The 24,110-nt window shown below is 60.8% G+C and carries 25 protein-coding genes and 1 riboswitch; of the genes, 6 read left to right on the top strand and 19 right to left on the bottom strand.

Annotated elements, in window-relative coordinates; all coding sequences use genetic code 11:
• Positions 1–331 precede the first annotated feature (331 nt).
• Complete coding sequence (gene folE / locus I6L41_RS02425; protein WP_158112399.1) at positions 332–988, bottom strand: GTP cyclohydrolase I FolE; 657 nt, start codon at positions 986–988, stop codon at positions 332–334.
• A 308-nt stretch (positions 989–1,296) separates the two neighbouring features.
• On the opposite strand from folE, the gene moeA reads away from it, so the two are divergent.
• Together moeA and moeB are read left to right on the top strand one after the other, a co-directional pair.
• The gene (gene moeA, locus I6L41_RS02420) at positions 1,297–2,523 is read left to right on the top strand and encodes a molybdopterin molybdotransferase MoeA (RefSeq protein WP_302054530.1); all 1,227 of its coding nucleotides are present in this window, start codon (positions 1,297–1,299) and stop codon (positions 2,521–2,523) included.
• Positions 2,520–3,275: a molybdopterin-synthase adenylyltransferase MoeB gene (moeB, locus tag I6L41_RS02415; protein ID WP_216961767.1), complete on the top strand. Its 756-nt coding sequence runs from the start codon at positions 2,520–2,522 to the stop codon at positions 3,273–3,275. Before moeA ends, moeB begins: the two co-directional genes overlap by 4 nt.
• 70 nt (positions 3,276–3,345) lie before the next feature.
• On the opposite strand, the gene I6L41_RS02410 is transcribed toward moeB, so the two are convergent.
• The 16 genes from I6L41_RS02410 to moaA form a co-directional block, all read right to left on the bottom strand.
• The gene (locus tag I6L41_RS02410; protein ID WP_005344135.1) at positions 3,346–4,122 is read right to left on the bottom strand and encodes an alpha/beta fold hydrolase; all 777 of its coding nucleotides are present in this window, start codon (positions 4,120–4,122) and stop codon (positions 3,346–3,348) included.
• Positions 4,123–4,213: 91 nt separating this feature from the next.
• Positions 4,214–5,314: a molybdenum ABC transporter ATP-binding protein gene (gene modC / locus I6L41_RS02405; RefSeq protein WP_216961762.1), complete on the bottom strand. Its 1,101-nt coding sequence runs from the start codon at positions 5,312–5,314 to the stop codon at positions 4,214–4,216.
• A complete protein-coding gene (modB, locus tag I6L41_RS02400) occupies positions 5,311–5,991 on the bottom strand; it encodes a molybdate ABC transporter permease subunit (RefSeq protein WP_005361814.1) in 681 nt (226 codons plus the stop codon). Before modB ends, modC begins: the two co-directional genes overlap by 4 nt.
• A gap of 111 nt (positions 5,992–6,102) precedes the next feature.
• The gene (gene modA, locus I6L41_RS02395) at positions 6,103–6,831 is read right to left on the bottom strand and encodes a molybdate ABC transporter substrate-binding protein (RefSeq protein WP_120415738.1); all 729 of its coding nucleotides are present in this window, start codon (positions 6,829–6,831) and stop codon (positions 6,103–6,105) included.
• An 87-nt stretch (positions 6,832–6,918) separates the two neighbouring features.
• Positions 6,919–7,392, bottom strand: coding sequence for a molybdopterin synthase catalytic subunit MoaE (gene moaE, locus I6L41_RS02390; protein WP_139407100.1), 474 nt, complete (start codon positions 7,390–7,392; stop codon positions 6,919–6,921).
• A gap of 2 nt (positions 7,393–7,394) precedes the next feature.
• Positions 7,395–7,640 carry a molybdopterin synthase sulfur carrier subunit gene (gene moaD / locus I6L41_RS02385; RefSeq protein ID WP_216961760.1) on the bottom strand — a complete coding sequence of 82 codons (246 nt, stop codon included), beginning with the start codon at positions 7,638–7,640 and terminating at the stop codon, positions 7,395–7,397.
• Positions 7,637–8,161, bottom strand: coding sequence for a cyclic pyranopterin monophosphate synthase MoaC (moaC, locus tag I6L41_RS02380; protein WP_216961756.1), 525 nt, complete (start codon positions 8,159–8,161; stop codon positions 7,637–7,639). The genes moaD and moaC overlap by 4 nt, the downstream gene beginning before the upstream one ends.
• Positions 8,162–8,170: 9 nt before the next feature.
• Positions 8,171–8,677: a molybdenum cofactor biosynthesis protein B gene (gene moaB, locus I6L41_RS02375; RefSeq protein ID WP_005344126.1), complete on the bottom strand. Its 507-nt coding sequence runs from the start codon at positions 8,675–8,677 to the stop codon at positions 8,171–8,173.
• 242 nt (positions 8,678–8,919) lie between these two features.
• Positions 8,920–9,510: a cytochrome c3 family protein gene (locus I6L41_RS02370; RefSeq protein WP_005353459.1), complete on the bottom strand. Its 591-nt coding sequence runs from the start codon at positions 9,508–9,510 to the stop codon at positions 8,920–8,922.
• Between the two features lie 11 nt (positions 9,511–9,521).
• Complete coding sequence (locus tag I6L41_RS02365) at positions 9,522–9,977, bottom strand: nitrate reductase cytochrome c-type subunit (protein ID WP_005334452.1); 456 nt, start codon at positions 9,975–9,977, stop codon at positions 9,522–9,524.
• A complete protein-coding gene (napH, locus tag I6L41_RS02360) occupies positions 9,977–10,852 on the bottom strand; it encodes a quinol dehydrogenase ferredoxin subunit NapH (RefSeq protein ID WP_216961754.1) in 876 nt (291 codons plus the stop codon). The genes I6L41_RS02365 and napH overlap by 1 nt, the downstream gene beginning before the upstream one ends.
• Entirely contained in the window at positions 10,849–11,595 is a 747-nt protein-coding gene (napG, locus tag I6L41_RS02355) for a ferredoxin-type protein NapG (protein ID WP_216961751.1), read from the bottom strand. The genes napH and napG overlap by 4 nt, the downstream gene beginning before the upstream one ends.
• A 14-nt stretch (positions 11,596–11,609) precedes the next feature.
• Positions 11,610–14,099, bottom strand: coding sequence for a nitrate reductase catalytic subunit NapA (gene napA / locus I6L41_RS02350; RefSeq protein ID WP_088869498.1), 2,490 nt, complete (start codon positions 14,097–14,099; stop codon positions 11,610–11,612).
• A 101-nt stretch (positions 14,100–14,200) separates the two neighbouring features.
• A complete protein-coding gene (locus tag I6L41_RS02345; RefSeq protein ID WP_031227438.1) occupies positions 14,201–14,455 on the bottom strand; it encodes a chaperone NapD in 255 nt (84 codons plus the stop codon).
• 29 nt (positions 14,456–14,484) lie between these two features.
• Positions 14,485–15,027 (bottom strand): ferredoxin-type protein NapF, encoded by a 543-nt coding sequence (gene napF, locus I6L41_RS02340; RefSeq protein WP_216961747.1) that lies wholly within the window; start codon positions 15,025–15,027, stop codon positions 14,485–14,487.
• Positions 15,028–15,266: 239 nt separating this feature from the next.
• Positions 15,267–16,262, bottom strand: a complete 996-nt coding sequence (gene moaA / locus I6L41_RS02335) for a GTP 3',8-cyclase MoaA (RefSeq protein ID WP_100653337.1) — start codon at positions 16,260–16,262, stop codon at positions 15,267–15,269.
• Positions 16,250–16,390, bottom strand: a riboswitch (molybdenum cofactor riboswitch). (Overlaps the previous gene by 13 nt.)
• Positions 16,391–16,468: 78 nt before the next feature.
• Here moaA and narQ point away from each other — a divergent pair.
• From narQ to I6L41_RS02320, 3 genes are all read left to right on the top strand, one after another.
• The gene (gene narQ / locus I6L41_RS02330) at positions 16,469–18,181 is read left to right on the top strand and encodes a nitrate/nitrite two-component system sensor histidine kinase NarQ (protein WP_005334468.1); all 1,713 of its coding nucleotides are present in this window, start codon (positions 16,469–16,471) and stop codon (positions 18,179–18,181) included.
• Positions 18,181–18,819 (top strand): two-component system response regulator NarL, encoded by a 639-nt coding sequence (narL, locus tag I6L41_RS02325; RefSeq protein WP_005334471.1) that lies wholly within the window; start codon positions 18,181–18,183, stop codon positions 18,817–18,819. The genes narQ and narL overlap by 1 nt, the downstream gene beginning before the upstream one ends.
• A gap of 103 nt (positions 18,820–18,922) precedes the next feature.
• On the top strand, positions 18,923–19,498 hold the full coding sequence (locus tag I6L41_RS02320; protein ID WP_005334473.1) for an LON peptidase substrate-binding domain-containing protein: 576 nt from the start codon (positions 18,923–18,925) through the stop codon (positions 19,496–19,498).
• Positions 19,499–19,747: 249 nt separating this feature from the next.
• Here I6L41_RS02320 and I6L41_RS02315 read toward each other — a convergent pair whose 3' ends face one another.
• Positions 19,748–21,844 (bottom strand): PAS domain-containing hybrid sensor histidine kinase/response regulator, encoded by a 2,097-nt coding sequence (locus tag I6L41_RS02315; protein WP_216961745.1) that lies wholly within the window; start codon positions 21,842–21,844, stop codon positions 19,748–19,750.
• A gap of 31 nt (positions 21,845–21,875) precedes the next feature.
• Positions 21,876–23,060, bottom strand: a complete 1,185-nt coding sequence (locus I6L41_RS02310) for an FIST signal transduction protein (protein ID WP_216961743.1) — start codon at positions 23,058–23,060, stop codon at positions 21,876–21,878.
• Positions 23,061–23,173: 113 nt separating this feature from the next.
• On the opposite strand from I6L41_RS02310, the gene yvcK reads away from it, so the two are divergent.
• Complete coding sequence (yvcK, locus tag I6L41_RS02305) at positions 23,174–24,088, top strand: uridine diphosphate-N-acetylglucosamine-binding protein YvcK (RefSeq protein WP_047438497.1); 915 nt, start codon at positions 23,174–23,176, stop codon at positions 24,086–24,088.
• The last annotated feature ends 22 nt before the right edge of the window (positions 24,089–24,110 follow it).

Below are 24,110 nucleotides of genomic sequence, written 5' to 3'. Positions count from 1 at the left end.
AGTGGCGCACCATCCAACCTTGATGAATATCTCTGAATTCCATGAGCGGCAGCGAGAGCCGTGAGGGGGCGCTAGAGTAACCGGATTGTGATGGTTCGGAAAGAGTCTGTCCGGTTACTTTTTGTAAGGTGAAAACGAGGGATTTATCGTGCTCGATTAAATATACTGCTCAGATGAATAAATCGAAAAAATACATAACGTTTGCATAAGGCAAGCCGCACGGGCCAAGCCGTTGCAGGCCACCACTCTGATCCGGAACCAATGAAAAACGCCAGCAATGGCTGCTGGCGTCTCGTTTATTCAGCGTGGCGGTTACAAAACAACCGCCATCTTATCCACGCAGGCCGCCCAGAAATTCGGCCCGGGTATCGGGCTGGGTCTTGAACACCCCGCCGAGGGAGGTGGTGGTGGTATAGGAAGTCGAATCCATCACCCCGCGCGCCTTGACGCAGTAGTGGGTCGCCCGGATGCTGATGGCCACGTCCTTGGTACCGAGCAGGGTCTGCAGCGCCAGCAGGATCTGCTGGGTCAGTCTCTCCTGCACCTGGGGACGACGGGCGAAGAACTGCACGATACGGTTGATCTTCGACAGGCCAATCACCTTGCCGCGAGGGATATAGGCCACATGGGCCATGCCGTCGATGGTGACGAAGTGGTGTTCGCAGGTGCTGGTGAGGCTGATGTCCCGCACCATGATCATTTCGTCCACCTGCATCTTGTTCTCGATCACCGTCACCTTGGGGAAGGTGGAATAATCGAGGCCTGAGAAGATCTCGTTGACGTACATCTTGGCGATGCGGTGCGGTGTCTCGGCCAGACTGTCATCGGCCAGATCCAGCCCCAGCGTCTCCATGATGGAGCGCATATGGCCTTCGATCTTCTCCCGCTTCTGCTGGCTGTTCAGCTCGTTGGTGACCAGGGGGGTTTCCAGTCCCTGGGCTTCGAGGGCAGCCCTGACCAGCAAGGCTTCCGGACTTAAGGTTGTCATTATCTTCTCTCCCACGCTCAGGGACTGTGAGGGCAGCTCATCAAGCAACCCCTTATGTTGTGGCGGCGTACAGGGCCGACGGTATCGCTGTAATGGCCCCCACTCGGGATGTGACGGCCATCTGTTATGGCGGCATAGTAAACGGCCATTGCCGCCAAGATTCAAGTCAACTTGTGCGTCACCTCATACTTTATGGCCATCTCACCCCGTTTCAGCGCCGATTACCCCGAGAATCCTTGAGATAACCTGCCCATCCCCGGGGATTTTTGTGATAATCCCGCCTTCAATCATAGAAAGAGGTCATGACGATGGGATTTGATACCAGCGGACTACTCCCCTTAAGCGATGCCCTGCAAGGGATGCTGGAACAACTCGCCTGCTGCTGCGACAGCGAGCAACTGCCCCTGCCAGAGGCCCTTGGCCGGGTTCTTGCCAGCGACATCGCCTCTCCCCTCGCCGTGCCCCCCTTCGACAACTCCGCTATGGACGGTTACGCCGTGCGCCTTTCGGATCTCGCCAGCGGCACCCCGCTCATCATGGCGGGCAAGGCGTTTGCCGGTCAGCCCTATCAGGGCGAGTGGCCCGCCGGCCACTGCGTGCGGATCATGACCGGCGCCCCGGTTCCCGCAGGCACAGATGCGGTGGTGATGCAGGAAGAAACGCAGGCCGACGGCGATCGGATCACTTTTCTGGCACAACCCGAACCGGGCCAGAATATCCGCCGCGCCGGCAGCGATATCGGCAAGGGCGCCTGCGTGCTGCCAGCCGGTACTCGCCTCACCCCGCGCGAAATGCCACTGCTGGCCTCCCTCGGCATCGCGACCGTGCCGGTACGCCGACCGCTGAAAGTGGCCATCTTCAGCACCGGCGATGAGCTCAAACCGGTCGGTACCCCGCTCGCCCACGGCGATATCTATGACTCCAACCGCTATGGCGTGCGGGCCATGCTGGCGCGCATGGGCTGCGACTGCCTCGACCTTGGCATCATCCCCGACGATCCGGCCCAGCTGCGCGCCGCCTTTATCCGCGCCGATGAAGAGGCCGATGTACTCATCACCACCGGCGGTGTCTCGGTAGGGGAAGCGGATTTCACCAAACAACTGCTGGACGAGCTCGGCGAGATTGGCTTCTGGAAGCTGGCCATCAAGCCGGGCAAGCCATTTGCCTTCGGCCGCCTGCCCCACGCCTGGTTCTTCGGCCTGCCGGGCAACCCCGTCTCCGCCATGGTCACCTTCGATCAGCTGGTGCAACCGGCGCTGGCCAAGCTGGCGGGCCAGCACTTCGAGCGCCCGCTCCAGCTGCAAGCCATTGCGGCCGAGCCACTCAAAAAGAGCCCGGGCCGACTCGACTTCCAGCGCGGCATCATGAGCCAAGGGCCAAACGGCCTCGAGGTGCGCAGCACTGGCTCGCAGGACTCCGCCGTGTTCAGCTCCCTGTCGCGAGCCAACTGCTACATCGTTCTTGAACGGGAACGGGGCCGCGTCGCCGCGGGCGAGACGGTCACCGTCGAACCCTTCGGGGGATTGCTGCTGTGAGCGAGATCCTGAGCGACGCCGAACTGCTGCGTTACAACCGCCAGATCATCCTCAAATCCTTCGACTTCGAGGGGCAGGAGGCGCTCAAACAGGCCCGTGTGCTGGTGATCGGTGCCGGTGGCCTTGGTTGCGCCGCCAGCCAGTATCTGGCGGTAGCCGGAGTTGGCCAGCTCACCCTGGTCGATTTCGACAAGGTGGAGCTATCCAATCTGCAGCGTCAGGTGTTGCACAACGATGAGCGCATTGGCCACTACAAGGTGGACTCTGCCGCCCAGTCGCTGCGAGCCCTCAATCCCTGGCTCAACGTCGAGACCCACGCTGCCGTGGCCGATGAGGCGCTGCTCGATACCCTGTTGCCCCAACACCAGCTGGTATTGGATTGCACTGACAACCTGGCCATTCGCAACCTGCTCAACCAAAAGGCACGCCAGCATGGCGTGCCACTGGTCAGCGGCGCCGCCATCCGGCTGGAGGGACAGCTGTGCAGCTTCACCTGGCAGGAAGATGAGCCCTGCTACGCCTGCCTCAGCGCCCTGTTTGGCGAGCAGGCCCTCACCTGTGTCGAGGCGGGAGTGCTCGCTCCCGTGGTGGGGCTGGTGGGCAGCCTGCAAGCACTGGAAGCTATCAAACTCTTGGCAGGCATGGGCAAAAGCTACAGCGGCCGTCTGCTGATGATCGACAGCCTAAGCGGCACTTTCCGCGAGATGAAGCTGCCCAAGCGCCCCGACTGCCCCGTCTGCTCCCATCCTTGACGCAAACGGGATCAAAAAAGCCGAACCCTGTGGTTCGGCTTTTTGGTACCTGCACCTAACAACCCCTTCCTCAATGGGTCGTGAGGATCCGTTGCAACAGGTGATTAAAGCCCGAGGGATCTTCCGCGGGCCAGGCGTGGTGACCGTTGGGGGTGTGGATGGTGGCGTTGGGCAGGGCGGCAAACTGCTCTACCCGTTTGGCCAGCGGCAGGTAGTCGTGACTGGTGGAGATGATGGCCACCGGCTGCCAGATGGCGCCGAGCCGGGCACGTACCGACCAGCCCGGTAGCGCCTCCAGCAGCGCCTTGTAGGTTTTCTTTTTATTGCGCACGAAACGCAGCCGGAAGGTATGGCGCACCTGCGCCAGATCCGGGCCCGGGAAGAGCTCGCGTCCCAGCCACCAGGCGAGCGGGCGCATGCCAAACCAGCGCAGCCACTTGAGGCGCTGGGCGTAACGCTCCTGCTCTTTGGGGGTCTCCAGCAGAAACTCGCTAAAACCGTTGACCAGCACCAGTCCCTGCACCTTGTGGGGCAGTTGCAGCGCCAGCTCCAGCGCGACCATGGCCCCCAGCGACAATCCCACGACCCAGGCGGGTTCTGGCTGTGCATCGAGCCAGTTCACCACATCGGCTGCCAGGGTCGCCACATCGAACGGCCCCTCCTGCATGCTCTGGCCGTGGCCGCGCAAGTCCAGCGCTACCACCCGGTAGTGTTCGGAAAACCGTTCGATCTGCGCCTGCCAGTCGAGGCTGGAGGAGCCCAGCCCGTGCAGCAGCAACAGCAAGGGGCCCTCCCCCGCACTGCGCAGGGCAAGGCCGTTGAATTTCATCACCTGATTGCGGCGCATCAGTGTATTGCCTCTCGACTCATCACCTGAACCATCTCTTGTTGTTATGTTGCCTGTGGCCATCCTGCCACGTTATCAGCACGGCGCCCAATCAGCCTTCGCTGACCAGACTCACCGCCTTGATATAAGCGTAGATCTGCTGCTCCGGCGCCAGCACCAGCCGCCTGGCGGAGCGGCTGGTGATCCGGGCCAGCAGTATCTGCTCACCCAGCGCCAGCTGCAACAGGGTCTGGCCGGGGCGCACCTCGCGCACCGCCAGCAGACGGGTGACGAGACAGTTGGAAAGGCTGGAGTGCTCGATGGGGGCGGTGGCGATCACCACATCGCGCCCCGCCACCTTGATCTGCAAGGGGCCACTCTCGTCCGGCACATGGGTCATGGTGACCCGCAGCTGCTGCTCGCCGAGTTGCAGGGTCGCCATCTGCTCGTCGTCATCGTAGTGGGCCAAGGTCGCATCCAGCATCACCCCGGCATCGTCACGGCTGGCGAGCGAGAGATCAGTGCGGGCGAAAATCTCGCTCGGCCTGCCTTGCGCCTCTACCCTGCCACCTTCCAGCAGCACCAGCTGATCGCAGAGCAAACTCACCTCCTCCATGGCGTGACTGACGAAGATCATCGGGATGCCGCTCTCCTGCTGCAACCTCTTGAGCACGTGGGCCTGATGGATGCGGCTGCGCCGATCGAGCGCCGAGAAAGGTTCATCGAGCAGCAGCAGATCAGGCTCGGCCAGCAGCGCCCGCCCCAGCGCTACCCGCTGGCGTTGACCGCCAGAGAGGGCATGGGCAGGCTGCCCCAGCAGATCGGCAAAACCCAGTCGCGCCGCCAGCGCCTCGGGCTGCCAGCGCCCTCGCCCCTTGCGGGCCGCCAGTTGCAGATTGCCGAGCACCGTCAGATGGGGGAAGAGGCGCGAGTCCTGAAACACCAGCCCGAACCGGCGCGCTTCGGGCAGCAGAGCTGCGCACTCCCGCTCGCGCCACCATAAGCGATCCCCGTTTTGGCGATCGAGCCCGGCGATGATGCGCAGCAGGGTGCTCTTGCCGCAGCCGGAGGGGCCGAACAGGCCGAGGATCCCCCCCAGTTCGAGGGTCAGTGCGCAATCGAGGGTAAAGGGGCCAAACTCGCGCCGAGCATTGAGGCTCAGGGCATGGCGGTGCGGCACGTTCACAGGCGGCATAGTAGCGGGTAGGTTCATCCGAACACTCTCCGCTGTCGGCGCTGCAGCACCCCGTAGACCAGCACCAGCATCACCAGCGAGAAGGCCATCAGGCCGCCCGCCAGAATATGGGCGTTCTGATAGTCCATCGCCTCCACATGATCAAACAGGGCGATGGAGAGCACCTGGGTCTCGCCGGGGATATTGCCGCCAATCATCAGCACCACGCCAAACTCCCCCAATGTATGGGCAAAGCCGAGGGCTGCCGCCATTACGAAGCTGGGCAGAGTCATCGGCAAGATAATGTGGAAGAAGCGCTCCAGCGGGCCGAGCCCCAGAGTCGCAGCAGCTTCCAGCTCCTTGTTGCCCATGTTGACGAAGGCGGAGGTGAGCGGCTGCACCACAAACGGCAGCGAATAGAGGATGGAGGCAAACAGCAGGCCGAGAAAGCTGAAGGCGAGCGGGGCGCCAAAGGTGTCGCGCCACCAGGCGCCGAAACCATATTCGGGGGAGAAGGCGAGCAGCAGATAAAAACCCAGTACCGTGGGAGGCAGCACCAACGGCAGTGCCACCAAGGCCTCAACCAGCGGTCGCAGCCGGTTCTGACTGCGCGACAGCCACCAGGCCAGCGGCGGTGCCAGCAACAGCAAAATCGCTGTGGTGCAGGCCGCAAGCTTCAGGGTGAGCCAGACCGCCAGCAGATCCCCTTCACTCATTGCCGACCTCCCGGTTGATAAATGCCCCCAACGGCATGGTATCGCTCCTTATTGCAAAGAGTGGCCGACCCGAAGGCCGACCACTCAGGGTATCGCATCAGGCCCATCCCCTTATTGGGGCAAGGCATAACCAGCTGCCTTGATCTGCGCCTGACCCGGCCCCTTGAGCCAGGCCACCAGCGCCTCGACCGCGGCACCTTTCTTCAATACCAGCCCCTGCTGCTCGATGGGGGGATAGAAGCTCGCAGGCACTGCCCAGGCTTCACCAGTCTTGCCCGCCTCAACCAGATTGGCCCAGGCGACAAAGCCCAGCTCGGCATTGCCAGTGTCGACAAATTGCCAGGTCTGGCCGATGTTGGCGCCGGTCAGCAACCGGTACTGCTTGGTATCGATCTTGAGATGGGTGAGGGTCGCCATGGCGGCTGCACCATAGGGAGCTGTGCGGGCATTGGCGATGGCGAGGTTGCCTTTCCAGCTACGCAGGGTCGCCTCGTCAGGGGCCGGCCCCCCCTTCTTCCACAGCCCCAGCTGGCCGATGGCGTAGGTGAAGCGATCGCTCCCCTTGCCCTCTTTTTCCAGCTTCTCGGGGGTCGCCGCATCGGCGGAGAGGAAGAGATCGAACGGTGCGCCGTGACTGATCTGGGTGTAGAGCACTCCGGTGGCGGCAGACGAGATGGCCAGGGTGTGGCCGGTCTTGGCGGTAAACTCCTTGCCAATACGATCTATGGTTCCCTTGAAGTTGGCAGCCACAGCCACTTTCACTTCATCGGCCTGCACGGCACCGGTATGCAAGGTGGCGGCGCAGACGCCTGCGATGACAACAGATAACAGCGGTTTCATTCCCTTTCTCCTGATGGGGCCCGCACATCCGCGCCCCTTGGCGGGGCCGTGGTTCCCGTTGAACCTGCGCCCCTCGTGATGAACAGGTCAGGCTTGCCAGCGGGCAGCGGCGGCGTTGTCGCTCTCCTTGGCCTCGACCCAGCGTTGCACACCCTCGGCGGTCAGCTCTTTTTTCCAGAACGGCGCCCGGGTTTTCAAGAAATCCATGATGAAGTGACAGGCATCAAAGGCGGCGTCGCGGTGGGCACTGCTCACCGCCACCAGCACAATCTGATCGCCAAGCCACAGCTCGCCGATACGATGAATGAGGGTACACTCCTGCAGCGGCCAGCGGCGGCGGGCCTCCTGCACAATATCGGCCAGCGCCTTCTCGGTCATGCCGGGGTAGTGCTCGAGGGCCAACCCCTTCACCTCCTCCCCCTGATTGAAGTCGCGCACCTTGCCAACGAAGGTGACGATGGCGCCACTGTCGGGGCGGGTGGCGAGACGGGCATATTCGTCCGCCAGCGAGAAATCCTCCCGCTGGACCATAATGCGATCGGTCATGGTTGCCTCGCTCATCCTTAACCTCCGGTCACCGGCGGGAAGAAGGCCACCTCATCGCCATCATTGATGGGGGTATCGAGGGGCAACAAGGTCTGATTGACCGCGACCAAGAGCTTGCCTGCTTCCAGCGCCAGCGCCCACTTGTCGCCACGCTCACAGAGCGCCGCGCGCAGTTGTTCGGCGGTGGCGTAGTCGCACGGCAGGCTCAGCTCATCGCAGGCCACCAGCTCTCTTACTTGCGCAAAAAACAGTACCTTGATCATGCTTGCCCCCCGCTATTTGACCCCAGCTGAAAATGGCCGGACTTGCCGCCCTTTTTCTCTACCAGCCGCACCTGTTCGATCACCATGTCCTTTTGTACCGCCTTGCACATGTCATAGATGGTCAGCGCCGCCACCGATGCCGCCGTCAGCGCCTCCATCTCTACCCCGGTCTTGCCGGAGAGCTTGCAGAGGGTGCGAATATGCACACGATTCTGCTCGGCCAGCGGCACTATCTCCACCTCGACTTTGGTCAAGGCCAGCGGATGGCAGAGGGGGATGAGATCGGCGGTCTTCTTGGCGGCCATGATGCCGGCGATGCGGGCGGTGGCGAACACGTCACCCTTGTGGTGCTGGCCGCTCAGGATCAGCGCCAGGGTCTCGGGGGCCATGGCAACAAACGCTTCGGCACGGGCTTCGCGCTCGGTCACCTGCTTGTCGGTTACATCCACCATATGGGCTTCACCGCTCTGGTTCAGATGCGTCAGGTTGGGCTGGGTCTGCTTGGGATCGGTCTGGTTCATCGTTTGCTCTCAGAGGTGGGAGACAAAGTTGCACGGCTTGGTGCGGGCATCGAGCTGATCGCGGATCAGTTGCTCCCAACCCAGCTGGCAGGCGCCGGTGGAGCCCGGCAGACAGCAGATCAGGGTGCGATTGGCGAGTCCCGCCAGCGCACGGCTCTGCATGGCGGAGCCTTTAATCTCGGCAAAAGAGAGTTGACGGAACATCTCGCCAAAACCCTGTACGGTGCGCTCGAACAGCACACCGACCGCTTCCGGTACCCGGTTCTGTTCGTTGAAGCCGGTACCGCCGTTAATCAGTACCACCTGCACCCCCTCATCGGCGATCCACTCGCTCACCCGCGCGCGGATGCGAAACAGGTTGTCTGGGCAGAGCGCCCGATCGGCCAACTGATGGCCCGCGTCAGTAAGGGCCGAGACCAGATAGTCGCCCGAGCTGTCATCGGCGGCGGTGCGGCTGTCGGAAACCGTCAGCACGGCGATCTTGAGGGGAATAAATGCGTTGTGTTTCTGTCCCATCGGGCAGCTCCTTGTGGCTATGGGCCGTCAACGAGGCAGGAAGAGAAGGGGTATGAGAGGCCAGCTGTCAGGGCGCAAAAACGGACGCAGACAGGGGTGACCAACTTGCTCAAGCGTGTGACGGCGGGCTGATTCTATCAAAGGTTTCACGAGATATGGGATTTAAAAGACACACAAATCTGATGCTTGTCCCATATATGAACAAAACGCAGGCCGGGTAAACCCGGCCTGTCGTCGCAGGATCAGAACCCTTTCACCCCGGTCATGTCGGGCAGCTGATGAGCGATCCCCTTGTGACAGTCGATGCAGGTACTTTCACCACTGGCCAGATTGGTAGAGTGCATCTTGGCGGCACGCTGCCCCTGCAGGGAGAAGTCCATATACTCGAAGTTGTGGCAGTTGCGGCACTCGCGCGAATCGGTCTCTTTCATTCGTTGCCACTCCCGCTCCGCCATCTCGCGCCGGTGCGACTCGAACTTCTCGCGGGTATCCACCTTGCCGGTGATCATGCCCCACAGCTCCTTGGAAGCCTGCACCTTGCGGATGATCTTGTAGGTCCACTCATGGGGTACGTGACAATCCGGGCAGCTGGCCCGCACACCGGAGCGGTTGGCGTAGTGGATGGTATCGCGATACTCCTCGAACACGTTGTCCTTCATCTCGTGACAGCTGGTGCAGAAGGCCTCGGTGTTGGATGCTTCCATGGCGGTGTTGAAGCCACCCCAGAAAATCACGCCACCGAAGAAGCCCATCAGCAGGATGACCCAGAGAGCCGCCTTCGATGGTGACTTGAAGGTGGTCCACAGACGCTGGATAAAGCCGGGTAATTTCATCTATGGATTCCTCAGTTCAGCGCTTCAACCGGTTTAAAGGTATTTTCCACCAGCGGCTTGGCATCCGCTTGCGGTACATGGCACTGCAGGCAGAAGTAGCGACGCGGCGACACTTCACCCAGGGTCAGGCCGTCGCGGGTCTCGAAGTGAGTCGGACTGATCTTGGGGGCCTTCATGGCGCTGGCATTCTTGAAGCTGTGGCAAGCCAGGCACTTGTTGACCTTGGTGTCCACCTCATAGTTGCGAATGTCGTGGGGGATCAGCGGCGGCTGATGCATGTACTGGCGATCGTAGGGCGCGCCATCCTTGCGGAAGTTTTTCAGGGGCGCGGCGGTGGCATCGGTCACCAGATCGGTGGCGCCACGCTCGGACTTGAGGCCACCGGTACTGTTGGTGATCTCGGGTGCCGCTGCCATCAAGGATCCCGCCATCAGGCAGGCCAGCATTGCTCCAATCAGCTTTTTCATTATTTGTTCTCCGACGTTTTTTCTGCCTTGACGGCAAAACCTACAGTGATTTCAAAAACTTGTTCCGCGCAGACATCGATGCAGCGGCCACAGTTGGTACACTCCTGAGCCGCAATCAAGGGCCCGTGACCGCGCTTGGCACCGTGAACAGGCCCGCGCAGGATGGGACGCTCCGGGCAGACCGCATAACAATCCATGCAGTTGTTGCACCGCTCGCGCCCCTTGGCAGAAATCTTGATAAATCCGACCCGGTTGACCAAGGCATAGAAGGCCCCCACCGGACAGAGATGACCGCACCAGCCCCGCTCAACCACGAAGAGATCGAACAGGAATAGCGCCGCCAGCAGAGCCCAGCCCGCCCCCATGCCAAACAGCAGACCGCGCATGGCGAGCGACACCGGATTGACCAGCTCCCACGCCATCACGCCGACCACCGCTGGCACCACCAGCACCATGGCCAGCAGCCAGTAGCGGGTCGCACGGCTGAACTGACCATTGCCCTTGAGACCAAGTCGCCCCCTGAGCCAGGCCGCCGCATCCGTGATGAGGTTGACCGGACAGACCCAGGAGCAGAACACTCGCCCCCCAACCAGCCAGTAACCGGCCAGCACAATGGCAGCCCCCAGCCAGAGAGTGGTGATGGGCCAGTGACCCGCCGCCAGCGACTGCAACAGCGTGAGGGGATCGGTCAGCGGCACCGTCTCCAGCAACAGCGAGCTGGAGAGGTTGCCCTTGAGGATCCAGATGCCCGCCAGCGGCCCCAGCAAAAACAGCCCGAGCACACTGAACTGACTCAGCCGACGCAACAGCAGGAAGCGGTGGGCGCGCCACCACCCCAGCTTGATGCGAGCCTCTTCCCCCGGATAACGACTCATAACCCCTCCGGTTTGCGGGTGGGCAGGGTGAGTCTGTCGCCGATGAGCGACTTGTTCCCCGCCTTGGCCTTCTCTTCCCAGCCGAGCCGGTAGTGATGACCCAGCTCCCCCTTGGCGAGCTGGCGTGGCACCACCTTGATGGCCGCCTCCTCCAGCACGCAGGCGTGCTCGCACTTGCCACAGCCGGTACAAATATCGCTGTGCACCGTGGGCAGGAACATGGCGTGTTTGCCGGTACGCTGGTTATGCTGCAGCTCAAGAGTGATCGCCTTGTCAATCAGCGGGCAGACCCGATAACAGACATCGCAGCGCAGCCCCAGATAGTTGAGACAGGTCTCGTGATCGATGAGCACTGCTACCCCCATCCGGGCCTGATCGATGTCGGTCATCTGCTGATCCAGCGCCCCGCTCGGGCAGGCCACCACGCAAGGGATGTCATCACACATCTCGCAGGGCACGGCGCGCGCCTTGAAGTAGGGAGTCCCCGTGGTCACCGGCTCAAAAAGCCGGGCCAACTTGAGCGTGTCGTAGGGGCACGCCTCGACGCAGAGTCCGCAGCGCACGCAGGCGCCGAGGAACTCAGCTTCCTCGAGGGCAGCAGGGGGACGCAGCGCCTGAGCCGGCACTGCATGCACCTGCTGGCGTGCCATGCCGCCGAGCCCCACGCCAAGCAGGCCCACACCGCAGGCCCCTTTTGCCAGAGAGGCCATGTCGGCCAGAAACTGGCGACGACTACGACTCATCTAGACTCCCCGCCTCAGGCCTTCATCACCTTGACGGCGCACTTCTTGTAATCCGTCTCTTTGGAGAGCGGATCGGTGGCGTCTAGGGTCAGCTTGTTGACCAGCTGGCTCGCATCAAAGAAGGGCATGAAGACCAGTCCCTTGGGCGGACGGTTACGACCGCGGGTCTCGACCCGGGTCTTCACCTCGCCACGGCGGGAGGAGACAATCACCTCTTCACCACGGCGCACGCCACGGGCTTTGGCATCGTCCGGGTGCATGAAGAGCACTGCATCCGGGAAGGCGCGATAGAGCTCGGGCACCCGACGGGTCATGGTGCCGGTGTGCCAGTGCTCCAGCACGCGACCAGTGGAGAGCCACAGGTCGTACTCTTTATCCGGCGACTCGGCGGCGGGCTCGAACGGCAGGGCGAAGATGACCGCCTTGCCATCGGGTTTGCCATAGAAGCGCACCCCCTCGCCCGCTTTCACGTACGGGTCAAACCCTTCGCGATAGCGCCACAGGGTCTCTTTGCCATCCACCACCGGCCAGCGCAGACCGCGCGCTTCGTGGTACTGATCGAACGGCGCCAGATCGTGGCCATGGCCACGACCGAAGGTGGCGTACTCTTCGAACAGACCCTTCTGGACGTAAAAACCGAAGTGCTCGGCCTCGTCGTTCAGCAGCCCTTTGCTCTGCTCTTTCGGGAACTGGTTGACCTGACCGTTGGCATAGAGCACGTCGAACAGGGTCTTGCCCTTCACTTCCGGCATCTTGGCGATGAGTTCTGCCGGCCACACCTCTTCCACCTTGAAGCGCTTGGAGAACTCCATCAGCTGCCACAAGTCGGACTTGGCCCCTTCCGGCGCTTTCACCTGCTGGTGCCAGAACTGGGTGCGGCGCTCGGCGTTGCCGTAGGCCCCCTCTTTCTCCACCCACATGGCGGTGGGGAGGATGAGGTCAGCGGCCTGGGCAGTGACTGTCGGGTACGGATCTGAGACCACGATGAAGTTGCGCGGATCGCGATAGCCAGGCAGGCGATCGGTATTCATATTGGGGCCGGCCTGCATGTTGTTGTTGCACATCACCCAGTAAGCGTTGAGCTTGCCATCTTTGAGCATGCGGTCTTGCAGCACGGCGTGGAAACCCACCTTGTCGGGAATGGTCCCCTCCGGCAGTTTCCAGATCTGCTCGGCAATGGCGCGGTGCTTGGGCTCGGTCACCACCATGTCGGCAGGCAGACGGTGGGCAAAGGTACCCACTTCACGCGCGGTGCCACAGGCAGAGGGCTGGCCGGTCAGTGAGAAAGGACCATTACCCGGCTCGGAGATCTTGCCGGTCAGCAGGTGGATGTTGTAGCAGAGGTTGTTGGCCCAGACGCCACGGGTATGCTGGTTGAAGCCCATGGTCCAGTAAGAGACCACCTTCTTGCCCGGGTCGGCATAGAGCTTGGCCAGCTTTTCCAGCTTCTCTTTTGAGACGCCGGAGAGCTTGGAGACCGACTCCACATCGTAATCCGCCACGAACTTGGCAAACTCCTCGAAGGTCATCGGAGTGGCATCGCCGCTGTCCGGGTTCTTTGCTTTCTGCTGCAGCGGATCGGTCGGGCGCAGGCCGTAACCGATGTCGGTGACCCCCTTCTTGAACACTGTGTGCTTGTTGACGAAGTCCCAGTTCACCTTGTCATTCTGGATGATGTAGTTGGCGACATAGTTGAGGATCGCCAGATCGGTCTGCGGGGTGAACACCATGCCGTTGTCCGCCAGCTCGAAGCTGCGGTGCTCGAAGGTAGAGAGCACGTGCACCTGCACATCCGGGTTGGAGAGACGGCGATCGGACATCCGCGACCAGAGGATGGGGTGCATCTCGGCCATGTTGGAGCCCCACAGCACGAACGCATCGGCCTGCTCGATATCGTCGTAGCAGCCCATCGGTTCGTCCATGCCGAAGGTACGCATGAAGCCGACGACCGCAGAGGCCATGCAGTGACGGGCATTGGGGTCAATGTTGTTGGAGCGGAAACCGGCCTTCATCAGCTTGGCGGCAGCGTAGCCTTCCCAGACGGTCCACTGGCCGGAGCCGAACATGCCAACGGCGGTCGGCCCCTTCTCTTTCAGGGTCGCCTTGAACTTCTCGGCCATGATGTCGAACGCCTGATCCCAGCTGATGGGGGCGAAGTCGCCATCCTTGTCGAACTGGCCGTTCTTCATCCGCAGCATCGGCTGGGTCAGGCGATCCTGGCCATACATGATTTTGGAGAGGAAGTAACCCTTGATGCAGTTGAGGCCACGGTTGACCGGCGCATCGGGGTCGCCCTGAGTCGCCACGACCCGACCATCCTGAGAGCCCACCAGCACGGAGCAGCCGGTACCGCAGAAGCGGCAGGGAGCCTTATCCCAATGGATGGCAGTCTTGTCGGTACTGGTGATGAGATTGGCTGCCAGCGTGGGGGCACTGACACCGGCCACGGCAGCGGCAGCTGCCACCGCATTGGCCTTCATAAAGTCGCGTCGACTCAGCTTCATGGCATATCCTCACATTGCTTATCGCGTAATAGTTGTCGAATCTGTCGAACGGGAGCCAGCCATCAGCGGCAGAGGGCACGCCCGGCATCCCATCACTCTTTTCAGTGACCGCCCAGTTCATCGAACTGGTGGTAAATCAGGGCGGCTGAGAGCACGCCCGGCATCGCCTGTATCGCATCAATGGCCGCCATGATCGGCCGCTGGCTCGGACCTTCCAGGGTCACGACCAGTTTGCCCTCGTCACTGACGGCGTGGATCTCGGCCCCTTCAAGGGCGCCAATCTGCTCGGCGAGCTGATGGCGCAAGGGGGGCTGGGTCAGCACCACCAGACTCGATACATGGAACTCCTGATCCATTGTGGCTTCTGTATCACACGGCTTCTGACTCATTCTGACTCCTGCTTGAGGGTGGGCTGGCTCGCACCACCGGATAAGGCGGCTCGCCCGTCGACCTTGATGCTGCCAACCGGACAATCCTGCACACAGGCGCCGCAGCCATTACAGCGATCCGGCTCGACCGTCGGGGTGGGCACACGCCCCAGCACCGGAATAAAACGAATGGCATTGGGCTCGCAGCTGTCCTGACAGCGCTGGCAGAACACCTGACCATTGGCCAGACAGTTGGCCTCGATATGGGCCTTATAGTGCCAGGGGGACTCGCTGGTCGGGCGAAACACCGGCGCCCTGCAGACCGTGACGCACTCGGTGCAGAAGGTGCATTCGCCACGCTGGAAATCGACCACCGGAAAACCGCCCTCGCCATTCACCAGGATCTGCTCCGGACAGGCCGCCAGACAGTCCCCGCAGCGGGTGCAGTCGGCGACAAATGCCGACCAGTTGACTGACCAGGGCAACTGCACCGGCGGTTCGGCAGTTCTCAGCCGCCCCCGGAACAGGCCGCGGCGGGCAAGATCGATCTCATCCGGCATCTTGACTCCTGTTCTGGTGAAAAAGGGGACAGTGCGAGTCCATGATTGGCATTCTTGATACCAATTATAAGAGTGGGTGTATATTGCGGCCCTGACAAGGTAAGGGATATACCACCAGGGAGATAAACAGGGGGGATTCTTGCGCCAGATCAAAGCCTTGCAGCGCAATAAAAAAGGAGGTATCGGTTAAAATACCTCCATGTGAGGATTGCTATTTAATCGTTGGCGATTTTTTGCGGTTATCCGCCGATCGAGGCGAGATGAGGGGTGATGCCGGCATTGCCCTCATGAAGACGATGGGTGGCACTCTTGCCCGCCAGTGCCGCGCGAATGCGCTGTTGCAGCTCATCAGATTGTGCATCTGCGCCGAGCAGATCCCGCAGGTCGATACCGTTGTCGCCAAACAGGCACAGATGCAGCTTCCCCAGCGAGGAGACCCGCAGCCGGTTGCAACCGGCACAGAAATCCTTGCTGTAGGGCATGATGAGCCCCACCCCACCTTGCGAATCGGGGTGCATAAAGACCTGCGCCGGACCGTCATCCGTGCCCCGCAACTGCTGCACCCAGCCGCTCTCCAGCAAGCGCTGTTTGATCTGTTCACCGCTGACATGGTGGTCACGAAACAGGGTATCCATCTCGCCGGTCTGCATCAGCTCGATAAAGCGCAGCTCGATGGGCTTGTACCTGATCCAGCCCAGAAAGGCATCAAGCTGGTAGTCGTTGAGCCCCTTGAGCAGCACCGCATTGATCTTCACCGATTTGAAACCGGCGGCCAGTGCTGCTTCGATCCCCTCCATCACCTCGGCCAGCTTGTTCTCACCGGTGATCTGGTGAAACTGGCGCGGGTCGAGACTGTCGACACTGACATTCAGCGCGTTGAGTCCGGCATCAAACCACTCCTGGGCCCGCTCCTTGAGGCGATAGCCGTTGGTGGTCATGGCGACCTTCTCGATGCCCGGGGTGGTGGCAATCACCTTGACGATCTCGGTGAAATCGCGGCGCAGGGAGGGCTCGCCCCCCGTGATGCGCACCTTGCGGGTGCCCATGGCGGCAAAACCGCTGACCACGCGGCGGATCTCGTCAATCGAGAGAAAGGGTTGACGCCCCGCTTTGTGACCTTCGGGGGGACGATAACCGTCAGGCAGGCAATAGGTGCAACGGAAATTGCACACATCGGTCACCGACAGACGCAAATAGTAAAAACGACGGGAAAAACCATCTTCAAGTGGCAACATAAACACCTTTCCAAATACGGGAGGCCAGGGCATTTCTTTCCTGACCCTTACAGCTCGAACGTCGGCTGACGGCTGGTTTCCCCCTATCGCTAGGACTTAGGCAAAACCGCTCGGAGTTCATCTAGTTTTTCGATGCTAACACAAGTTGGAGTACACTCCCACGCATCTTGCGGGGTCCTTATCACTATTCAGAGGTGCGCATCAGTATGGGAAAACGGTTCAGGGTCCATTCGGTCAGCAGTGCCATTGGCCGCGCCATGGTGTTGATCCTCTTCATGGCCAGCCTGATCGCGCTGGTCGCCATGGTCACCCTCTTCTACTCGGTACCCGATGCCAAGGCGATCAACCTCTCCGGTTCGCTGCGGATGCAAGCCTACCGGATGGCCTACGAAATCGAGCGGGGCGACAGCGTGCTGGGGCGCCTCTCCCAGTTTGAAGAGACCCTGCATGCCGAAGAGCTGCAGGAGACCCAGCGCTGGATCACTCCTGCCTCCCTGCGTCGCACCTATGGCGAGGTGCTCGGCCAGTGGCAGGTGATGCGCCAGCACATCGAGGATCGCACCCCCAGACGGTACACCGATAACACCGAGCAGTTTGTGGCGGCCATCGACAATTTCGTCAATCAGATGCAGTACCATGTGGAATTCAAGGTGCGGATGCTGGCACTGGCAGAGGGGCTCGGCCTGCTGGCCATCATCACCATCGCCTGGTTCACGGTGCGCTTCACCCGCCAGCAGGTGGTCGCCCCCCTCAACCAGCTGGTCTACTGTGCCCGCCAGATCCAGCGGCAGGATTTCGATCTTAAGCTGCCCGCCCACGGCGAAAACGAGCTGGGGGAACTGTCACGCGCCTTCGTCACCATGGCCGACGAGCTGGGCAAGCTCTATCGGGAGCTGGAAAACAAGGTGGAAGAGAAAACCGCCAAGCTGCAACAGGCCAACGACACCCTCTCGTTTCTCTACTCGACCGCCCAGAAGCTGCACGCCGCCCCGCTCAGTACCCGTACCCTCATCAAACTGCTGGACCGCGCCGCCGCCCACCAGCATATCGACCATATCCGGCTGACCCGCTTCGAACACAACGCCATGCCGGTCTACATCTCGGGGCGCACCGGCTGGCCCGGCGATCTCGATGCGGTCGCCAGCTTTTATCTGCAGATGGATGAGCAGGAGTTCGGCCGCCTCGACATCATCAGCCAACACCCCATCGATGAGCGGTTGATTAAAAACTTCACCATGCTGCTGGCTCAGGTGCTGCACAAAGACCAGACCCTGCTGCAACAGCAGCGACTGCTGTTGATGGAGGAGCGGGCGGTGATCGCCCGCGAGCTGCACGACTCGCTGGCGCAGGCCCTCTCTTATCTCAAGATCCAGTCCACCCTGCTCAAGCGCTCTTACGCCAAGGGGCAGCATGACAAGGCGCAGGAGGCGATGCAGCAGATCGACGAGGGGCTTAGCAATGCCTATACCCAGTTGCGCGAACTGCTCGGTACCTTCCGTCTCACCATTGGTGATGCCAATCTTGGGGAAGCAATCCGGGTGATGCTCGATCAGCTGCAACCTCAGACCCAGGCCGAAATCCGGTTCCATTACGGACTGGCCGACAACGACCTGGAGGCGGGCCAGCATATCCACATTTTGCAGCTGATCCGTGAGGCAGTGCTCAATGCCATCAAACATGCAAACGCGCAAGTGATTGATGTTAGCTGTGAGACCCTCGCCAGTGGTAACATTGAGGTTCAGATTTCAGATGACGGTGTCGGGATCGGACTCGCCAGCTCGGCGATCAACCATTACGGTTTGAGCATCATGAACGAGCGCGCCAGCAAACTGCACGGTCTGCTGACCATCAACGAGCAGCAACCACAAGGCACCTGCGTGCATCTGACCTTTCCCACCAGTCTAGCGAGAGACGCCTGATGGACGAGATGAAATACACAGTTCTGGTCGTAGATGACCATCCCCTCATGCGCAAAGGGATTGTGCAGTTGCTGGCTCTGGAAGAGAACATGGAGGTGACCGGTGAAGCCTCCAACGGCACAGATGCCGTGGCGCTGGCCAAAGAATCAGAGCCGGACCTGATCCTGCTCGACCTCAATATGAAGGGGCTCTCCGGCCTCGATACCCTCAAGGCGCTGCGGGCCGAAGAGATCACCTCCCGGGTGGTGATCCTCACCGTCTCCGATGCCCGTCAGGATGTGGTTGCTTTGCTCAAGGCGGGTGCCGACGGCTACCTGCTCAAGGATACCGAGCCTGATCTGCTGCTGGCCCAGCTGGCCGACGTGATGACCGGCAAGCAGATCCTGAGCGAACCGCTGCGCCCCTATCTCGAAAACATCTACGAGCTGGATCACCTGCAGCAGAAGCTGGAAAGCTTAACGCGTCGCGAAATGCAAATCCTGCGCGAAATTGCAAAAGGCCTCTCCAACAAACAGGTCGCCTCGGTACTCCATATCTCCGAGGGAACGGTCAAGGTTCACGTGAAGAGCCTGCTGAAGAAACTCGAGGCGCAAAGCCGCGTGGAAGCGGCTGTCATGTATCTGGAGCAGCGCAACTAAGCGCCCTCAACCGCCCGAAAAGCCACCCTCCGGTGGCTTTTTTCATTCTCTGGCACAGTCGCTGCATTGTCATATTCAGCAACTACTCAATGGAGGATGGAACATGAAACTACAACCTTTGGCACTGTTCCCCTTGCCTTCCCACATACTGCCGGGCGGCAAGCTTCCTCTGCGTCTGTTCGAGCCACGCCACCTGCAGATGCTCAAGGAGTCATTCATCAACGATCAGGGCTTTGGCATCGTGATGGAAGAGTCGACCACCTCGGGACAATCCGGCCGCATTCTGCCAGTGGGCACCCGGGTCAAGGTGACTGACTTCTACACCCTTAATGATGGCCTGCTGGGGGTGACGGTGCTGGGACTGGAGCGCTTCTGTATCCACGAGATGGAAACAGACGAGATGGGCCTGCGCCGGGCCAAGGTGGAGATGCTGCCCAACTGGCCGAGCACCCACTCCGATTTCAACGACAAGCTGCTGGTCAATCGCCTGCGGGAAGTGTTCGAGCAGTATCCGGAGCTTGATGAGCTCTATCCGGACAAGCGCTTTGAAGATGCCGCCTGGCTCTGCCAACGCTGGCTCGAGATATTGCCGATGCCGATTTATGAAAAGCAGATGCTGATTGCCAAACAAAACAGCGAAGCGGCCCGTAAATTTCTGCATCGCCTGATTTCACAATGACAAAAACAGCGTTGCAAAATGCAATTATTCCAACAATGAAAATGTGAAATTCGCATTTTGCGAATGAGTAGGAACGCAGAACGCCATAACAAGAGAGAGCCGCTGCGCTAAACGGCCAAAATTGAACACAAAAGAGTCTAAAAAAAGTTGGCACAGATTTTTCATATAGATTGATACAACCCGATTTATCCCGTGCTCTCTTCAGTATTTGCTGAAGAACTGGTCAACCCACAAAGTTGACCATTTTTTTTATCCGCGCGTCGGCAACCGCTGACCAAAGTGACGCTGCAAACACTCTCTCAGCCGTGACAAGGTGATGGGCTTGGCGAGAAAATCATCCATCCCCTGCGCGAGACAGCACGCCTTGTCCTCCGCCATCGCATTGGCCGTCAGGGCAACGATAGGCATGGTGCATCCCAACTCACGCAAGCGCCGGGTGGCTTCCAGTCCGTCCATCAGGGGCATCCGCATATCCATCAGGATCAGATCCGGGAGCTGCTCATCCACCTGCGCCAGCGCCTCCAGACCATTGGCTGCCAGCCGTACCTTGCCCACCAGTTTTTGCAGCATCAGCGACACCACCAACTGGTTCACCGGGCTGTCCTCCACCACCAGCACATCCAGTGGCAGTAGTGCCGAAGTCCCCTCCTCCCGCTGCGGCTGGCTATGGCAAGGCAACGCCATGCCAGGCAGTTCGAACCAGAAACAACTTCCCTTGCCCGGCTCGCTCTTCAGGCGGATCTCTCCCCCCATAAGCGTCACCAGACGCTTGCTGATGGCAAGACCGAGGCCGGTACCGGAAAAACGCCGGGTGGCCGAGTTGTCGACCTGGGAGAAGGGTTCAAACAGCAGCGCCTGATCCGCATCAGCGATACCGATCCCGGTGTCGGAGACCGAGATCAGCAGCTTCTCATCCTGCCAACCCAGGTGCAGTGTTACCTGCCCCTGCTCGGTAAATTTGAGGGCGTTGTCCAGCAGATTGCCCATCACCTGTGACAAACGCATCGGATCCCCCTGCAACTCCCGGGGGACTGACTCATCGACCCGATAAACCAGCGCGATCCCCTTGGCGGTCGCGCGAGCTTGCAGCGGCTCGACCAGAGATTGGCAAAGCTGGACGGGTTGCAGGGTCTCGCAGTGAAACACCAAGGTTTGCGACTCGATTTTCGAAAAATCGAGCACGTCGTCGATGATGGTTTGCAGCAATCTGGCCGAGTGGGTGGCATGGCGCAGCAGGCTCTGCTGCTCCGGCGCCAGCTCGGCATGCTGCACCAGATCGAGCATCCCCAACACCGCATTCATGGGCGAACGGATCTCGTGGGTCATCATGGCCAGAAACTGGGACTTGGCACGGTTGGCCGCTTCGGCCTCATCCCGTGCCCGCGCCAGCTCCTCTTCCCGGCGGATCTGGTTGCTGATATCCCGGGCAGTGCCACGATAACCGATAAACTGGCCATCATGGTCAAAGCAGGGCTCGGCACTCACCTCCATCCAGCAGGGGCCGTGTTGCAGCGCAACCTGCATCCGCACCCCTCGCACCGGCTGGCGCAGCTCCAAAAGCTGCAGGTATTTCTGGGCATCGCAGCTCTGCTTGTTGCAGACGTAGTCATAGAGGGTCGGCCGGGTCGCTTGCGGGGTCATCTCATCCAGATAACCCGGCTCAGAGGCGTAACTAAGGCGATGCTCGGCATCTGTCTCCCAGAACCAGTCCGAAGCCATGGCGGCGAAGCTGCGAAAACGGCGTTCGCTGGCCTGCAGCGCCTCGGTTTTTACCGCGACCTGCTCCTGCAAGCGGGCCCGATAGGTGATGTTGACCAGCGCCTGGGCGATAAGCGGACGGCAACGCTCCATGGCAGCCTTGCTGGTGAGATCGAAGGTGCCCGCCCGAGCGTGGCGGCAGATGAGGGTGGCGGTAAAACCGGGGGCCTGCAGCCCGGTCAGCATCACGCTGGCCCAGCCCGGCTCGCTCGCCAGCGGCGCCAGCTCGGGCAGCTGGGCGGGATCGTAAATCACCAGGGTTTCACCCGAGATGGCGCGGGCAAATGCCGGGGTCATGCGCCAGCTGCGGGCAGCGAGCATCGGCTCGGTACTGAGGTGGGTACTCCCCTGCTCCCCTTCCCAGGCCACCACATCCGCATGCTCAAAGCCGATAAAGGGTTTGAGCACCTGGATAAGGCTCTCCAGCACCTGCTCCAACGTCTTGGCATCAGCGAGGGTGGCAACCCCGCCCAGCAGGGTCTGGGACTCGTGACGATACTTGGCCTCGCGCTCGCGGCAACGTATAAGATCGACCAGTGTGGTCTGCAATTTGTCGCCGAGGGCTTCCAGTTCACTGTTGCCAATCATCTTGTTGCCTGCTCTGTTATGTTCTGCCGACTCAACGGGTCAGGAAAATCACGCTCGATACCATCAGGTTGCCGTGGGCCAGCTCGCCATTGGGCAGCCGCCCCTGCTCGCCGAAGGTAAAGGGGGTGATAAAAGGGATCTTGCCGAGGCGAGCCTGGCTCTGCTCGACAAATTGGCACAACATATCACCTAGCGCCAAACGGCAACCAGCACAAAAGATGATGAGCGCGCCGATAGGCTGCAATTCCACATCGACCCCATACCCTGGCTCGACGCGCATGGCATTGAGGCTGCGCTGCAACAACCCTTCCTGACTGCTGTACATCAACAGCAGACGCTCCCCTTGCACCACATCGGTAAAGAGCCGCAGCCCGCCCTGTTCGGTCACAGCTTCGGGATGGGAGAGTTTGTAGTAAGGAATGCCATCCAGCGCTCCCACCTGACGAGCCAACGGGGTGAGCGTGGTCTCCCGCAAAATCGCCCCCACCGGCCAGGGCTGCTCGCGCCCGCACCAGCGGGCATAGACCTCGGCGGCAGGTTGGTGATCGATAGTGAGTACCTCCCGCCCGTTGCAGGCGGTGATCTCGCCGCTGAATTCGGCAGGCACATAGCCCGAGTGAAACTGAAAAGCCAGCTGGCAATCGGGATAGAGCACCGCCAGACCGATGCCATCCTGAGCCACCGCCTCATCCCAGCAGAGCTGCCAGTCACCGCTGACGCTACTATCAGCCGCGGATCCACCGACCACCGGCACCGAGGCACCAAGTTCGGCCTCGATACCGGCCAGCAGCCCCTCTTCCTTGCCGGGACTGGCATGAAACAGGATCAGCTGGGGCAGCTCGCCCGGCCGACCACAGTCGCTCATGGCTCGGCGCAGCAACTGCCGCACATCCACCCCGTCACCGCTGGCACCGGCTACCCCGAATGCCCCTTTCTCATCGTACAGGGCAGCAACGGCCAGCCCATATCCGTCTCGGGCGTGGTGTCCCATCTCGGTCATGACGCCACCGCAAGAGCTGCACCCAAGCAGGCGGGTCGTCGGGAACTGGCGTTTGAGCGCGTCGCGCAGTATCGCCCCCTCATGGGCTTGGGTAAAATAGAGTAACAGCAGGGAGGGGGCCAGATCGGCATGGTGGCGCAGCTGCGCGCAGATATCTTGGGCCGCCAGCGATGAATTCTGGGCGAGGGAGTGAACGGTCAGAAATTTCAACACCATCTCCTTGTTTTATCGAATGGCAGCCTCAAGCAAAAATCATACCTTTATCAAACAATTATCTCGCTTCACTTGCTAACATAGCGGTCAACTGAGACCAATGACAGGACGCCCATATGTGGCAAAAAAACATCAATGACTTCGATCGGGTCGTTGCCATCGGTGGTGGCCACGGCATGGGACGAGTGCTTTCGTCCCTCTCGTTTCTCGGTCAACGGCTCACCGGCATCGTCGCCACCACAGATGATGGTGGCTCGACCGGACGCTTGCGCAAGAGTCAGGAGTGCATCGCCTGGGGCGATCTGCGCAACTGCCTGAACCAGCTGGTCACCGATCCCAGTATCGGCAGCCTGTTGTTCGAATACCGCTTCGCCGGCAAAGGCGAGCTGGCGGGTCACAACCTTGGCAACCTGATGCTGCTGGCGCTCGATAATCTCTGTGTCCGTCCTCTTGATGCTATCAAGCTGATCAGTGACATGCTCAAAATCGAGTCACAATTACTACCCATGTCTGAATTTCCCACCGATCTCTGCGCCCATATGGAGTGTGGCACCCAGATCCTGGGAGAGGTATCCATCGATCAACTGGCAACACCGCCCCTCTCCCTCGGCCTGATGCCGGAGGTGCAAGCGACCCGGGAAGCGGTGCTGGCATTGCAGCAGGCGGACATGATCATTCTGGGGCCGGGCAGTTTCCTCACCTCCATCATGCCGCCACTGCTGCTGGCCGAGATCGCCCAGGCCATCAACGAGAGCAGCGCCATGCTGGTTTTCGTCTGCAATCTGGTGGCGGAAAACGGCCCAGCCAGCCAGCTGGACCTGATGAGTCAGTGTCGCTGGCTGGAGTCCCGGGTCGGTCAGGGTCGGCTGGATGCCATCCTGGCCCCACAAGGCGCGGGTGATGCGGGGGACTGGCAAGGGCGAGTGATCGAAGCCGAGCTGGGCGAGCTTGAGCTGCCCCATCGGCACGATCGGTTGAAGCTGAAACTGGCGCTGGACCGGATCATCCAGCAACTGCTCAACCAGCGTTAGGCAACGGTCACGGCGCCCCGGC

Origin of the sequence: Aeromonas sp. FDAARGOS 1411, from assembly GCF_019047125.1 — a bacterium.
GTDB classification, from domain to species: domain Bacteria; phylum Pseudomonadota; class Gammaproteobacteria; order Enterobacterales; family Aeromonadaceae; genus Aeromonas; species Aeromonas veronii.
This window is presented reverse-complemented; position numbering and strand designations above follow the sequence as displayed.

What these genes read in the sequence shown, in the direction of transcription:
- modB (WP_005361814.1), bottom strand. Translation starts at nt 5,991, where the DNA reads ATGAGTGAAGGGGATCTGCTGGCGGTCTGGCTCACCCTGAAGCTTGCG.
- I6L41_RS02370 (WP_005353459.1), bottom strand. Translation starts at nt 9,510, where the DNA reads ATGAAATTACCCGGCTTTATCCAGCGTCTGTGGACCACCTTCAAGTCA.
- moaB (WP_005344126.1), bottom strand. Translation starts at nt 8,677, where the DNA reads ATGGGACAGAAACACAACGCATTTATTCCCCTCAAGATCGCCGTGCTG.
- modA (WP_120415738.1), bottom strand. Translation starts at nt 6,831, where the DNA reads ATGAAACCGCTGTTATCTGTTGTCATCGCAGGCGTCTGCGCCGCCACC.
- moaC (WP_216961756.1), bottom strand. Translation starts at nt 8,161, where the DNA reads ATGAACCAGACCGATCCCAAGCAGACCCAGCCCAACCTGACGCATCTG.
- narQ (WP_005334468.1), top strand. Translation starts at nt 16,469, where the DNA reads ATGGGAAAACGGTTCAGGGTCCATTCGGTCAGCAGTGCCATTGGCCGC.
- I6L41_RS02410 (WP_005344135.1), bottom strand. Translation starts at nt 4,122, where the DNA reads ATGCGCCGCAATCAGGTGATGAAATTCAACGGCCTTGCCCTGCGCAGT.
- narL (WP_005334471.1), top strand. Translation starts at nt 18,181, where the DNA reads ATGGACGAGATGAAATACACAGTTCTGGTCGTAGATGACCATCCCCTC.
- folE (WP_158112399.1), bottom strand. Translation starts at nt 988, where the DNA reads ATGACAACCTTAAGTCCGGAAGCCTTGCTGGTCAGGGCTGCCCTCGAA.
- napH (WP_216961754.1), bottom strand. Translation starts at nt 10,852, where the DNA reads ATGAGTCGTTATCCGGGGGAAGAGGCTCGCATCAAGCTGGGGTGGTGG.
- moaD (WP_216961760.1), bottom strand. Translation starts at nt 7,640, where the DNA reads ATGATCAAGGTACTGTTTTTTGCGCAAGTAAGAGAGCTGGTGGCCTGC.
- I6L41_RS02345 (WP_031227438.1), bottom strand. Translation starts at nt 14,455, where the DNA reads ATGGATCAGGAGTTCCATGTATCGAGTCTGGTGGTGCTGACCCAGCCC.
- yvcK (WP_047438497.1), top strand. Translation starts at nt 23,174, where the DNA reads ATGTGGCAAAAAAACATCAATGACTTCGATCGGGTCGTTGCCATCGGT.
- napF (WP_216961747.1), bottom strand. Translation starts at nt 15,027, where the DNA reads ATGCCGGATGAGATCGATCTTGCCCGCCGCGGCCTGTTCCGGGGGCGG.
- napG (WP_216961751.1), bottom strand. Translation starts at nt 11,595, where the DNA reads ATGAGTCGTAGTCGTCGCCAGTTTCTGGCCGACATGGCCTCTCTGGCA.
- modC (WP_216961762.1), bottom strand. Translation starts at nt 5,314, where the DNA reads ATGAACCTACCCGCTACTATGCCGCCTGTGAACGTGCCGCACCGCCAT.
- I6L41_RS02365 (WP_005334452.1), bottom strand. Translation starts at nt 9,977, where the DNA reads ATGAAAAAGCTGATTGGAGCAATGCTGGCCTGCCTGATGGCGGGATCC.
- moeA (WP_302054530.1), top strand. Translation starts at nt 1,297, where the DNA reads ATGGGATTTGATACCAGCGGACTACTCCCCTTAAGCGATGCCCTGCAA.
- I6L41_RS02315 (WP_216961745.1), bottom strand. Translation starts at nt 21,844, where the DNA reads ATGATTGGCAACAGTGAACTGGAAGCCCTCGGCGACAAATTGCAGACC.
- I6L41_RS02320 (WP_005334473.1), top strand. Translation starts at nt 18,923, where the DNA reads ATGAAACTACAACCTTTGGCACTGTTCCCCTTGCCTTCCCACATACTG.
- I6L41_RS02310 (WP_216961743.1), bottom strand. Translation starts at nt 23,060, where the DNA reads ATGGTGTTGAAATTTCTGACCGTTCACTCCCTCGCCCAGAATTCATCG.
- moaA (WP_100653337.1), bottom strand. Translation starts at nt 16,262, where the DNA reads ATGTTGCCACTTGAAGATGGTTTTTCCCGTCGTTTTTACTATTTGCGT.
- napA (WP_088869498.1), bottom strand. Translation starts at nt 14,099, where the DNA reads ATGAAGCTGAGTCGACGCGACTTTATGAAGGCCAATGCGGTGGCAGCT.
- moaE (WP_139407100.1), bottom strand. Translation starts at nt 7,392, where the DNA reads ATGAGCGAGGCAACCATGACCGATCGCATTATGGTCCAGCGGGAGGAT.